Here is an 11,240-nt window from a genome sequence, read left to right as displayed (position 1 = left end):
CGCTCACTGACGCCGGTCGCGCTCACTGACGCCGCAGGGTTGCGGCGTCGCTGAGCGCGGTCGGGTCCGGTGAGCGGGCCCTAGGTCACGCGGCGAGGGCGAGAGCGGCGGCGATTCGTCGCCCGACGCGGCGCGGGTCGTCGAGGTCGGACCACACGAGCCGAACCACGACCCAGCCCGCGCGACGCAGGGCGTCCTCACGCTGCTTCTCCCCGAAGAGCGCGCGGCGGCCGTCGTACTTCACGGCGCCGTCGAACTCGACGAGCACACGCGTCCCTGCGATGCGGAAGTCGGCGCGGTAGAGCCGGCCCTCGGCGACGACCTCGAACTGTGGTTCCAGCGCGTGCCCGAGAGCGCCGAGCAGGAACGCCGCGCGTGACTCGCCCGGCGACTCGTGTCGTGCGTCCACGACGGACCGGGCCGCCCTGACCGGACCTATGCCGGTGTGCGTAGCGAAGACCTCGATCGCGCGGTCGAGTGCGGCCGTCGTCGTGGCGCCGGATCGCAGGGCAGCGTCCGCCGGCACCACGAACGCCTCGGGGCCCGCGATGAGCCCCGCCTGGACGGCAGCCCAGGCCGCGGGGACGAGCCGTGGCCGGTGGGGCTCCAGCATGTCCGGCACGGGGAGCCGGAGATTGCCGACACGGCGGTGCACCGCCACCTCGGGCCGGGCGACCGGACGACGCGGCTCGCGCTCACGAGGGTGTGGACGGCTCAGCGGCGCCGGAGTGCCCCACCGCGGCTGAGCGCGACCGGCGCCGCTAAGCGGAAGGAGGGCACACGGCATACCTCGTCGGCTCGTACCGCGATTGGATAAGTATGCGCGCTTATGCATATACTTACATCCATGTCCAAGGTCCTCACCTCGCTCCCCGTCGGCGAACGCGTCGGCATCGCCTTCTCCGGCGGCCTCGACACCTCCGTGGCTGTTGCCTGGATGCGCGAGAAGGGCGCGGTGCCGTGCACCTACACCGCCGACCTGGGCCAGCACGACGAGCCCGACATCGACTCGGTCCCCGGCCGCGCCGGCCAATACGGCGCCGAGATCAGCCGCCTCGTCGACTGCAAGACCGCGCTCGTCGAGGAGGGCCTGTCGGCCATCGCGTGCGGCGCCTTCCACATCCGCAGCGGCGGCAAGACGTACTTCAACACCACTCCCCTGGGCCGTGTCGTCACCGGCACCCTGCTCGTGCGTGCCATGCAGGAGGACGGCGTCTCGATCTGGGGCGACGGCTCGACCTTCAAGGGCAACGACATCGAGCGGTTCTACCGCTACGGCCTCATGGCCAACCCCAGCCTGCGCATCTACAAGCCGTGGCTCGACGCCGACTTCGTCACCGAGCTCGGCGGCCGGCACGAGATGTCCGAGTGGCTGACTGCCCGCGACCTGCCCTACCGCGCGTCCGCCGAGAAGGCGTACTCCACCGACGCGAACATCTGGGGTGCGACCCACGAGGCCAAGACGCTCGAGTTCCTCAACGAGTCCATGGAGGTCGTCGAGCCGATCATGGGCGTGAGGTTCTGGGACCCCTCCGTCGCCATCGAGACCGAGGACGTCACGGTGCGCTGGGAGCGGGGGCGCCCCGTGGCGATCAACGGCAAGACCTTCCCCGACGCGGTCGCCCTCGTCGACGAGGCGAACCGCATCGGTGGCCGCCACGGCCTCGGCATGAGCGACCAGATCGAGAACCGCATCATCGAGGCCAAGTCGCGCGGCATCTACGAGGCCCCGGCCATGGCCCTGCTCCACCTCACCTACGAACGGCTCCTCAACGCGATCCACAACGAGGACACGATCGCGAACTACCACGCCGAGGGCCGCAGGCTGGGCCGCCTCCTCTACGAGGGGCGCTGGCTCGACCCGCAGTCGCTCATGGTGCGCGAGTCGCTCCAGCGCTGGGTCGCGTCGGCGGTCACGGGCGAGGTGACGCTGCGCCTGCGCCGGGGAGACGACTGGTCGGTCGTCAACACCACCGGGCCGGCGTTCAGCTACCACCCCGAGAAGCTCTCGATGGAGCGCACCGAGGACGCCGCGTTCGGCCCGGTCGACCGCATCGGCCAGCTGACGATGCGCAACCTCGACATCGCCGACTCGCGCGCCAAGCTCGAGCTGTATGCCGCCCAGGGCCTCCTCGGCGCAGACGCCCACGAGCTCGTGGGCGAGCTCGCCCCCGGTGGCGCGGCCGCGATCTCGGCCAACCCGGCGGCTGCGCACGTCGACGAGCAGGACGACGCGCTGGACCGCGCGGCCATGGAGTTCGGCACCGACTGACGCCTCTAGGGTGGTCCGTCATGGACCACGCCACCGAGCTCACCGACAGCACGCGCGTCGCCGAGCAGTACGCGACCACCGCCAACCTGCTCACCCGACGCGGCGTCTGGGGCCCGGGCCCCGAGGGCGTCTCGCCCGTCGACGTGCTGCGCACGCTCGTCGTAGCCGGACAGCACGCCCGGATCATCGAGATCGGTTGCGGCGCGGGCCAGTTCGCCCGCTCCGTGCTCGACGAGGCACCCCACACCGACTACGTGGCCACCGACCTCTCGCCTGCGATGGTCGAGGCATCCCGTTCCTTGGGGCTGACCGCGCATCTGGCGTCGGCCGAGGCGCTGCCCTTCGCCGACGCCACGTTCGACGGCGCCGTCGCAGCCTGGATGCTCTACCACGTGCCGGACCTCGACCGGACCCTGGCCGAGGTCCGCCGGGTCCTGTGCGACGGCGGCACGCTGTACGTCGCGACGAACGGCTCGGAGCACCTGGGCGACCTGCTGCGCGAGGTCGGTGGCGAGCCGCTCGTCACGCAGTTCACCGCGGAGGTCGCGGCCGACGTGCTCGGGCGGCACTTCTCCACCGTCAGCCGGCGCGACATCGAGACCCGCGCGACCTTCGCCGACCACGCCTCCGCACAGGCCTACCTCGCGAGCTTCGCCCCGCACCTCGCCGACGCGCTGCCGCCCTTCGAGGGTCCGCGCACCTACTCCGGCCGGACCGCCGTCCTGACCGCCCGCTGACCCTGCAGAGGCACCCGCTTTGTGAACGGCATACAAACTCGGGGCGGCGTGCAGCCTAGGCTGACGGCGTGAGCCGACCCCAGCACCCGAGCGAGGAGACCTCGCGCGCCGTCGAGCGCAGCTCCGGCGAGCTCGCGACGCTGGCCTCACGCCGCATGGAGGAGAACCTCGCGTGGTACCGCCGGCTCTCCGCCGAGGAGCGCTCGCAGGTCGGGCTCGTCGCCCAGGCCGGCATCTCGCAGTTCATCGCGTGGTTCCACCAGGAGGAGGAGCACTCCCCGTCGGCCATCTCGATCTTCGCCAACGCGCCGCAGGAGCTGACCCGCTCGGTGAGCCTGAGGCAGACCCTCGACCTCGTGCGCACCGTCGTCGACGTCGTCGAGTCGAGGGTGGAGAGCCTCGCCGGGCCGGGTGACGAGCAGCTGCTGCGCGAGTCGGTGCTGCGTTTCTCGCGAGAGATCGCCTTCGCGGCCGCCGAGGTCTACGCCGGCGCGGCCGAGGCTCGGGGCGCGTGGGACGCCCGACTCGAGGCACTCGTCGTCGACGCCGTGCTGCGTGGCGAGGCGGACGACTCGATGCAGTCGAGGGCGAGCGCGCTCGGCTGGGGCGACGTCGCCGACGTCACGTTCGTCGTGGGGAGCACCCCGTCGACGGCCACTGGCGCAGTGCCCGCCGTCGACGACTTGCGCCGGTCGGTGCGCCAGCACGGCGTGGAGGCCCTCGCCATCGTGCAGCGCTCCCGGCTCATCGCGATCCTGGGCGGCACGCGCGAGGCCTCGCGCGTCGTGGAGCAGGTCGTCGACTGCTTCGGCCCCGGTCCGATCGTGCTCGGCCCCACGGTGCCGCACCTCTTCGCGGCAGGCCGCTCGGCCCGAGCGGCCCTGAGCGGGCTGTCGGCGGCCGCCGCCTGGCCCGACGCCCCGCGCATCCTCGACGCCGACGCGCTGCTGCCGGAGCGAGCCCTCGCCGGCGACCCACCGGCGCGGCGCGTGCTCGTCGACCGCATCCACCGGCCGCTCGGTGCCAAGGGCCACGCCCCGCTGCTGCAGACGGCAACGGCCTACCTCGAGACGGGCGGCTCGCTCGAGGCGACCGCTCGCGCGCTGTTCGTCCACCCCAACACGGTGCGCTACCGCCTCGGTCGCATCTCCGACGTCATCGGCTACGACCTCACCACTCCACGAGAGGCGTGGGCGGTGCGCATCGCCCTCGCGCTGGGGCGCCTGTCGGGCGCGCCGCCGGTGACGCCCCTCGCGAGCACCCCCTCGCATATGCCGTCCGTCACAGCCGACTTGGAGGAATCCTCCAAACTATCTCCATCGACTTCGTGACATTCGGTGGCGAGGTCCTCACCGGTAACCGGGAAAGGTTGGACACGTGCTAGCGATCGTCTGCCCAGGACAGGGCTCCCAGACCCCCGGCTTCCTCACCCCGTGGCTCGAGCTCGACGGCGTGCGCGACCGGCTCACCGCGCTCGGTCGGGCCGCTGGCCTCGACCTCGTCACCCACGGGACCGAGTCCGATGCCGACACGATCAAGGACACCGCGGTCGCGCAGCCGCTCATCGTGGCTGCCGGCCTGGTGACGGCGGGCGCCCTCTTCCCGTCGCGTGACGACCTGACGTCCACCGGCGCCGTCCTTGCCGGTCACTCGGTGGGCGAGCTGACCGCCACCGCCCTCGCCGGTGTCGTCACCGACGAGCAGGCGCTCTCGCTCGTCGCCACGCGCGGCCGCGCCATGGCCGAGGCCAGCGCCGTCACGCCCACCGGAATGGCGGCCGTCCTCGGCGGCGACCCCGACGAGGTGCTCGCCACGCTCAAGACGCACGGCCTGACGCCCGCGAACATCAACGGCGCCGTTCAGGTGGTCGCCGCAGGCACGCTCGAGCAGATCGAGGCACTGCGCGGCGCCCCGCCCGCCAAGGCCCGTGTCATCCCGCTCCAGGTCGCGGGAGCCTTCCACACCCACCACATGGCACCGGCCGTCGAGGCCCTCGCCGGGGCCGCGGCAGACATCACCCCGTCGGCTCCCGCGCTGCGCCTGCTGTCCAACGCCGACGGGGCCACGGTCGCCGACGGCCCCGACACCGTCGACCGCCTCGTCCGCCAGGTGAGCAACCCGGTGCGCTGGGACCGCTGCATGGAGACGATGCTCGCGCTCGGCGTCACCGGCCTGCTCGAGCTCGCCCCGGCCGGCACCCTCGTCGGGCTCGCCAAGCGGGCGATGCCCGGCGTCGAGACCCTCGCCGTCAAGACCCCTGACGACCTCGAGGCCGCACGCGCCCTCGTCGAGGCCCACCGCTCATGACCGCGCCCACCACGGCCACCTGCCGCTGCCGGACCACTGGCGCAGCGACCCCCATGAGGGGCAGGCTCGTGGTGTCGGCCCGCACCGGCGGCGACCCCGTCGGCCGCGGCACCGGGGCGGCGCCACCTCCCGACCCACTGAACCCTCACTCCCGAGAAGGCCTCACGTGACCTCCCCCAGCACCGCTCCCCAACCCAAGGGCACCGGCACACTCGTCGACAACGGCGCCCCACGCCACTCGCGGATCATGGGAGTCGGGGCCTACCGCCCGGCCCGTGTCGTCATGAACTCCGAGATCGTCGACAAGATCGACTCGAGCGACGAGTGGATCCGCGAGCGCTCCGGCATCATCAGCCGCCACTTCGCGGCGCCCGACGAGAGCGTCATCGACATGTCCGAGCACGCGGCGCGGCAGGCTCTCGAGCACGCCGGCGTCTCCCCCGAGCAGATCGGCTTCGTGCTCGTCGCGACCGTGACGCACCCCTACCAGACCCCCGCCGCCGCGCCCGAGCTCGCGTCGCGCCTCGGCTCCACCGCCCCCGCGCTCGACATCTCGGCGGCCTGCGCCGGCTACTGCTACGGCGTCGCGATGGCGAGCGACATGGTCAAGGGCGGCTCCGCCGACTACGTGCTCGTCGTCGGTGTCGAGAAGCTGAGCGACTTCACCGACCCCTACGACCGTGGCAGCGCCTTCATCTTCGGCGACGGCGCCGGCGCCTGCGTCGTCGGTCCCAGCGACACCCCCGGCATCGGCCCGACCGTCTGGGGCTCGGACGGCACGCAGCGCGACGCGATCACGCAGAAGCAGGCGTGGACCGACGTGCGCGAGTCCTGGCAGGCCGCCCAGGCCGACAAGAACGTCTGGCCCGCCATCGGCATGGCCGGGCAGACGGTCTTCCGCTGGGCCGTCTGGGGCATGGCCCCGGTCGCGCAGCAGGCCATCGACAAGGCCGGCATCAAGGCCGACGACCTCGACGCCTTCATCCCGCACCAGGCGAACATCCGCATCATCGACGCGATGGTCAAGCAGCTCAAGCTGCCGGCCGACATCCCCGTGGCCCGCGACATCGTCACGACCGCCAACACGTCGGCCGCCTCCATCCCGATCGCCACGACGCGCATGCTCGCCGAGAAGGAGATCCCGAGCGGCGGCCTCGCGCTGCAGATCGGCTTCGGCGCCGGGCTCGTCTACGCCGCCCAGGTCGTCGTGCTGCCCTGAGCCGACACGGGCATCCACCCACTCCCGCAGGTCCCGACGGGTCATTCGGGCCACGCACGACATCCGTCACGGATGACAGACGAAGGCACCACCGACAACCAACCAAGGAGCAGACAGATGGCTCAGTCCGAGCAGGAGATCCTCGAGGGTCTTGCAGAGATCGTCAACGAGGAGACCGGCCTCGACACCGCGTCCGTCGAGATGGACAAGTCCTTCACCGAGGACCTCGACATCGACTCCCTCTCGATGATGACGATCGTCGTCAACGCCGAGGAGAAGTTCGGCGTCCGCATCCCCGACAGCGAGGTCAAGAACCTCAAGACCGTCCGCGACGCCGTCACCTACATCAACGGCGCGCAGTCCTGATCATCTGATCAGACGGCTTCCGTATGCCGTCCGGCGTCGCGGGCAGCGCCCCGCCGGCCGGCATACGGAAGCCAACCCCAGCACCACCCCTCAGCCAGCACGTAGCACGACCCCCCGACTCAGAGGAGCACGTCACCATGACGTCCAATCGCGACCGACGCGTCGTGGTCACCGGACTCGGCGCCACCACGCCCCTGGGCGGCACTGCCGCAGAGACCTGGGAGGCCCTGCTCGCCGGCCGCTCCGGCGCCCGCCCGATGGACTTCGACTGGGTCTCCAAGTACGAGCTCCCGGTTACGTTCGCGGCGACCATCGCCACGAAGCCCGAGGAGGTGCTCGCCAAGGTCGAGACCCGGCGCCTCGACCCGTCGAGCCAGTACGCCCTCATCGCCGCGCGCGAGGCGTGGGCCGACGCCGGCAAGCCGGAGGTCGACCCCGAGCGCCTGGGCGCCGCGATCGGCTCCGGCATCGGCGGCGTGTGGACCCTCCTCGACCAGTGGGACAACCTGCGCGAGAAGGGCCCCCGCCGCGTCTACCCGCTCGCGGTGCCGATGCTCATGCCCAACGGCCCGGCCGCTGCCGTCTCGCTCGACCTCGGCGCCCGCGCCGGCGCCCACACCACGGTGAGCGCGTGTGCCTCCGGCGCCGAGAGCATGGGCTACGCCATCGACATGATCCGCACCGGCCGCGCCGACGTCGTCGTCGCGGGTGGCACCGAGGCTGCCGTGCACGCCCTGCCGATCGCGGGGTTCGCTGCGATGCAGGCCCTGTCGACGCGCAACGACGAGCCCGAGAAGGCCTCGCGGCCCTACGACACCGGCCGCGACGGCTTCGTGCTCGGTGAGGGCGCCGCCGTCATCGTGCTCGAGTCCGAGGAGCACGCCCGCGCCCGCGGAGCCCGCATCTACGCCGAGCTCGCCAGCGTCGGCATGTCGGCCGACGCCCACCACATCACGGCTCCGGAGCCCAACGGGTCAGGCGCCGCCCGGGCGATGACGTACGCCGTCGAGAGGGCCGACCTGTCGCTCTCCGACATCATCCACATCAACGCGCACGCCACCTCGACGCCCGTCGGTGACGTCGCCGAGTACAACGCGATCAAGCGGGCCTTCGGCGACCACACCGAGAACCTCTCGGTGACGGCGACGAAGTCGATGACCGGCCACCTGCTCGGTGCCGCAGGCGCGCTCGAGGCCGTCATCACGATCCAGTCGATCTACAACCGGCTCGTGCCGGCCACGATCAACCTCGACGAGCAGGACCCCGAGATCCCACTCAACGTCGTCACGGGCGAGGCCCAGAAGCTGCCCGACGGCGACATCGCGGCCCTGAACAACTCGTTCGGCTTCGGCGGCCACAACGTCGCCCTCGCGATCCGCAGCATCTGACGAGCCCGGTGGGAAAGTGCCCACTCGACCCTCCGGTCGAGTGGGCACTTGCTCGTCTCCGTGTTGCCGACACCGCGCACGACGGAGGAGCCGGTGCAAGGTTCGACCCGGGCTCGGAGGTCGAAGGGTGGCTCTGCCGTATGCCGGGTGGTGCGCGCCGCTGGGACCGCGCCACCCGGCACACGGGCTCAGGCCGTGCGGGCCCGGTGCGCTTCGGGGCGCACGTTGCCCGGCAGCTCCGTCGTGGGGCGCCCCTTGGCGAGCAGCTGCCCGCCCCAGACGCCCCACTCGAGCCGCTCGCGCCCGACAGCCAGGCACGCCTCCGCGAGCGGGCACCCGCCGCAGACCGCCTGCGCCGCCGCGACGTCGGCCTCGGTCGCCGGCCAGAACAGCTCAGGATCGGCGGAGGCGCAGTGCGGCACGGCGTCGCCGGGCTCGAACGGGTGCTCGGTCGCAGCGCGGAAGATCCACGGCTCAAGGCCGTTCGCGGCCGCAGCTGTCGGTCGGAGCCCGACCTGACCGAGGGACTGGGTGCGAATGGTGCGGTGCCTGGTCATCGGGGGCTCCTTCCGGGGCTACGTGACGGGAACGGGATCTCGGGCGGTGAAGGTGGTGGCCTCGCGGGCGAAGTGCAGCTGCACCCTCGTCGGGACGTACGGGTCCCAGCGCAGCGGCATACCGGCCTCCTCGGGTGTGCGGTCGCCCTTGCGGGCGTTGCACGACTCGCAGGCGGCGACGGCGTTGGCCCACGAGGTCGCGCCACCGCGCGACCGCGGTCGGACGTGGTCCATCGTGGTGGCGGTGAACCGGCCGCAGTAGGCGCACTGCCCGCGGTCGCGGAGCAGCACTCCCTCGCGCGAGTAGGTCGCCCGGGTGCGCGAGTAGAGCCACTTCTGCTCGACGTAGCGCACGAGCCGGACGACGAGGGGCACCTGGTAGGGGCCGAAGCGCGCCGTCTGATGGACCTCCACCGGCGTCGCGACGCCGCGCCAGATCATGCCGACGGCGTGCCGCACCGAGACGCGGTGCAGGAGCGTCTCGTCGGCGTTCCACACCTCGACCTGCGTCATGACCGACCACTCCTCTCTCGTCTCGTCGGGACGGGTTCGCATGGGATGCAACGAAAAGAGCCGCCGACCGGGGTCATCCCGGTGGGCGGCTCGGTCGGCAGGAGCACGTCAGGCTCGATGCACGTCGGCGAGGTCGCAGTGGGGATGCCGTCGGACGGCCCGCGGGTGCCGGTTGCGGCACTCACCCGGGAACGGGTAGGTCGCATCGGCGAGGCGCAGGCTGCGCTTCGCGTCGGTGCTGGTTCCCGTTGCCATCTCGGTGTCTCCGTGGTTCGTCGTGATCGGTGGTCGTGGGTCTCGCGCAGCGACGGGTGCGCGGCCGGGTTGATGATGACAGGCGGACGTCGTCGGTGACCACCGGTTTTCGGTGAAGCGGTCGTGGCGGGCTCGACCCGCGTACCGGCACCCGGGACGCGACGAGGGCCCGGGAGCACGAACCGCCCGGGCCCTCGCCACCTCCGGAGCCGCGCTGGAGGACACGGCTCAGTGGGTGCCGGCCAACTCAGCCGACCTTGTGCAGCCACCGGACGGGCGCGCCGTCGCCCGCGTAGCGGAAGGGCTCGAGCTCCTCGTCCCACGGGATGCCGAGGAGCAGGTCGATCTCGTCCTGGAGCTCCTCCACGTCCCCGCACGCCCGCAGCACGGCCTCACGCAGGCGCTCCTCCGACACCACGGCGTCGCCCGAGGCAGAGGTCATGGCGTGGTGGATGCCGAGCCGCGGCGTGTAGGACCAGCGGGCGCCGTCGCACCCTTGCGACGGGTCCTCGGTCACCTCGTAGCGCAGCCCGTCCCAGCCGCGGAGGGCGCTGGCCAGCTCGGCGCCGGTGCCGGGGGCGCCGGTCCACGAGAGCTCGGTGCGCACGAGCCGGGGCGCGGCCGGCTGCGGGATCCAGTCGAGCGTCACCCGCTGGTCGAGGACGGCTTCGATCGCCCAGGTGATGTGCGGGCACAGCGCGGCAGGGGCTCCGTGCACGAACAGAACCCCACGTGTCGTGGTGCGCGGCATCGCGACAGGCATCCGATCCTCCTGAAGTTGCAGGGACGTCTTCCCCAACGCCTGCTACTTCGAGCCCGAATGGTCTCTCGTGGTGCCGAACGAGCGTGCTCTCTCGAGCACTCGCCCATTGTGCACCATGGGGCACACGTGCACCAGCAGTTGCGCTGACCGAAATGTCCGGTCAGGAGGCTCGTGGCACCCCAGGGAAGAGGTAGACGTCATCGCCCCTGATCTCCACCCGGTGGGTGCGCACCGGCTTGGTCGCGGGCAGGCACATCGGCTGCCCGTCGGCGAGGCAGAACCGCGTCGCGTGGAGCGGGCACTCGACCTCGCCGGCCTCGATCCACCCGTCGGCGAGCGAGGCGTCCTCGTGCGAGCACGTGTCGTCGAGCGCGTAGTAGGTGCCGTCGTCATCGCGGAAGAGCGAGATCGGCTCGTCCGTCGCCGTGACGTCGGTGTCGAGCACGAGGGCCTCGCCGGGTTCGACGTCGTCGACCGCAGCCACGCGGATGCCGTCACTCATGCGTTCGTCCTGGGAGCTCGGGTTCAGGGGTCGTGCGCGAGCCTAGAGGGTGTCGCCTCGACGCCGGCCGGCGGTGCCGCCGAAGGCCGGCCGCGTGGTGGTTCGCGCCATGGTTAGACTCCGTGCGACCCGATCGGGCCGTGGCCGGCCCGCCCAGGTCGCGGGGCAGTAGCTCAGCCGGTCAGAGCAGCGGACTCATAATCCGTCGGTCCAGGGTTCAAGCCCCTGCTGCCCCACAGAGGTCAAGTCCCGGGTGGTGGTGTAGCGCTGCGTGTGATCCGTGGTGATGGGTTAGGCGGTCAGGGCGGGCAGGTCATCAGCTCCGATCTCGGGTTCGGTGGCGGGGACGAGGTTCATCCGG

The 11,240-nt window shown here is 71.8% G+C and carries 13 protein-coding genes and 1 tRNA gene; 8 read left to right on the top strand and 6 right to left on the bottom strand.

What is annotated here, in order from left to right; all coding sequences use genetic code 11:
• Positions 1-85: 85 nt before the first annotated feature.
• Positions 86-613, bottom strand: coding sequence for a hypothetical protein (locus ACXR8F_RS09845; RefSeq protein ID WP_458800062.1), 528 nt, complete (start codon positions 611-613; stop codon positions 86-88).
• A 234-nt stretch (positions 614-847) separates the two neighbouring features.
• Here ACXR8F_RS09845 and argG point away from each other — a divergent pair, with 234 nt between their 5' ends.
• The 7 genes from argG (at position 848) to fabF (ending at position 8,289) form a co-directional block, all read left to right on the top strand.
• Positions 848-2,272 (top strand): argininosuccinate synthase, encoded by a 1,425-nt coding sequence (gene argG / locus ACXR8F_RS09840; RefSeq protein WP_458800060.1) that lies wholly within the window; start codon positions 848-850, stop codon positions 2,270-2,272.
• A gap of 20 nt (positions 2,273-2,292) precedes the next feature.
• The gene (locus ACXR8F_RS09835) at positions 2,293-3,009 is read left to right on the top strand and encodes a class I SAM-dependent methyltransferase (protein ID WP_458800058.1); all 717 of its coding nucleotides are present in this window, start codon (positions 2,293-2,295) and stop codon (positions 3,007-3,009) included.
• 68 nt (positions 3,010-3,077) lie between these two features.
• Positions 3,078-4,340 carry a PucR family transcriptional regulator gene (locus ACXR8F_RS09830; protein ID WP_458800056.1) on the top strand — a complete coding sequence of 421 codons (1,263 nt, stop codon included), beginning with the start codon at positions 3,078-3,080 and terminating at the stop codon, positions 4,338-4,340.
• A gap of 46 nt (positions 4,341-4,386) precedes the next feature.
• Positions 4,387-5,316, top strand: a complete 930-nt coding sequence (locus ACXR8F_RS09825; RefSeq protein ID WP_458800054.1) for an ACP S-malonyltransferase — start codon at positions 4,387-4,389, stop codon at positions 5,314-5,316.
• Between the two features lie 166 nt (positions 5,317-5,482).
• Entirely contained in the window at positions 5,483-6,535 is a 1,053-nt protein-coding gene (locus tag ACXR8F_RS09820) for a beta-ketoacyl-ACP synthase III (protein ID WP_458800052.1), read from the top strand.
• A 117-nt stretch (positions 6,536-6,652) separates the two neighbouring features.
• Positions 6,653-6,901 carry an acyl carrier protein gene (locus ACXR8F_RS09815; protein ID WP_045193252.1) on the top strand — a complete coding sequence of 83 codons (249 nt, stop codon included), beginning with the start codon at positions 6,653-6,655 and terminating at the stop codon, positions 6,899-6,901.
• Positions 6,902-7,038: 137 nt separating this feature from the next.
• Positions 7,039-8,289, top strand: a complete 1,251-nt coding sequence (fabF, locus tag ACXR8F_RS09810; protein ID WP_045193251.1) for a beta-ketoacyl-ACP synthase II — start codon at positions 7,039-7,041, stop codon at positions 8,287-8,289.
• 188 nt (positions 8,290-8,477) lie between these two features.
• Here fabF and ACXR8F_RS09805 read toward each other — a convergent pair whose 3' ends face one another.
• The 5 genes from ACXR8F_RS09805 to ACXR8F_RS09785 all read right to left on the bottom strand — a co-directional run bounded on the left by ACXR8F_RS09805 (position 8,478) and on the right by ACXR8F_RS09785 (position 10,879).
• Entirely contained in the window at positions 8,478-8,846 is a 369-nt protein-coding gene (locus tag ACXR8F_RS09805) for a WhiB family transcriptional regulator (protein WP_458800050.1), read from the bottom strand.
• Between the two features lie 18 nt (positions 8,847-8,864).
• Entirely contained in the window at positions 8,865-9,359 is a 495-nt protein-coding gene (locus tag ACXR8F_RS09800; protein WP_045193268.1) for an HNH endonuclease, read from the bottom strand.
• A 108-nt stretch (positions 9,360-9,467) separates the two neighbouring features.
• Entirely contained in the window at positions 9,468-9,614 is a 147-nt protein-coding gene (locus tag ACXR8F_RS09795; protein ID WP_458800048.1) for a hypothetical protein, read from the bottom strand.
• Between the two features lie 247 nt (positions 9,615-9,861).
• On the bottom strand, positions 9,862-10,377 hold the full coding sequence (locus tag ACXR8F_RS09790) for a DUF3145 domain-containing protein (RefSeq protein ID WP_082081174.1): 516 nt from the start codon (positions 10,375-10,377) through the stop codon (positions 9,862-9,864).
• Between the two features lie 160 nt (positions 10,378-10,537).
• The gene (locus tag ACXR8F_RS09785; protein WP_458800046.1) at positions 10,538-10,879 is read right to left on the bottom strand and encodes a bifunctional 3-phenylpropionate/cinnamic acid dioxygenase ferredoxin subunit; all 342 of its coding nucleotides are present in this window, start codon (positions 10,877-10,879) and stop codon (positions 10,538-10,540) included.
• A gap of 162 nt (positions 10,880-11,041) precedes the next feature.
• Between ACXR8F_RS09785 and ACXR8F_RS09780 the strand changes: the two genes are divergently transcribed.
• Positions 11,042-11,115: transfer RNA gene (locus ACXR8F_RS09780), tRNA-Ile, on the top strand.
• Positions 11,116-11,240: the final 125 nt, after the last annotated feature.

Source organism: Terrabacter sp. AAH1 (genome assembly GCF_054456855.1).
The sequence above is the reverse complement of the archived record's forward strand: the minus strand, read 5'-3'. Positions and strand labels throughout refer to the sequence as shown.

What these genes read in the sequence shown, in the direction of transcription:
- ACXR8F_RS09815 (WP_045193252.1), top strand. Translation starts at nt 6,653, where the DNA reads ATGGCTCAGTCCGAGCAGGAGATCCTCGAGGGTCTTGCAGAGATCGTC.
- ACXR8F_RS09835 (WP_458800058.1), top strand. Translation starts at nt 2,293, where the DNA reads ATGGACCACGCCACCGAGCTCACCGACAGCACGCGCGTCGCCGAGCAG.
- ACXR8F_RS09800 (WP_045193268.1), bottom strand. Translation starts at nt 9,359, where the DNA reads ATGACGCAGGTCGAGGTGTGGAACGCCGACGAGACGCTCCTGCACCGC.
- ACXR8F_RS09785 (WP_458800046.1), bottom strand. Translation starts at nt 10,879, where the DNA reads ATGAGTGACGGCATCCGCGTGGCTGCGGTCGACGACGTCGAACCCGGC.
- fabF (WP_045193251.1), top strand. Translation starts at nt 7,039, where the DNA reads ATGACGTCCAATCGCGACCGACGCGTCGTGGTCACCGGACTCGGCGCC.
- ACXR8F_RS09845 (WP_458800062.1), bottom strand. Translation starts at nt 613, where the DNA reads ATGCTGGAGCCCCACCGGCCACGGCTCGTCCCCGCGGCCTGGGCTGCC.
- argG (WP_458800060.1), top strand. Translation starts at nt 848, where the DNA reads ATGTCCAAGGTCCTCACCTCGCTCCCCGTCGGCGAACGCGTCGGCATC.
- ACXR8F_RS09790 (WP_082081174.1), bottom strand. Translation starts at nt 10,377, where the DNA reads ATGCCTGTCGCGATGCCGCGCACCACGACACGTGGGGTTCTGTTCGTG.
- ACXR8F_RS09795 (WP_458800048.1), bottom strand. Translation starts at nt 9,614, where the DNA reads ATGGCAACGGGAACCAGCACCGACGCGAAGCGCAGCCTGCGCCTCGCC.
- ACXR8F_RS09805 (WP_458800050.1), bottom strand. Translation starts at nt 8,846, where the DNA reads ATGACCAGGCACCGCACCATTCGCACCCAGTCCCTCGGTCAGGTCGGG.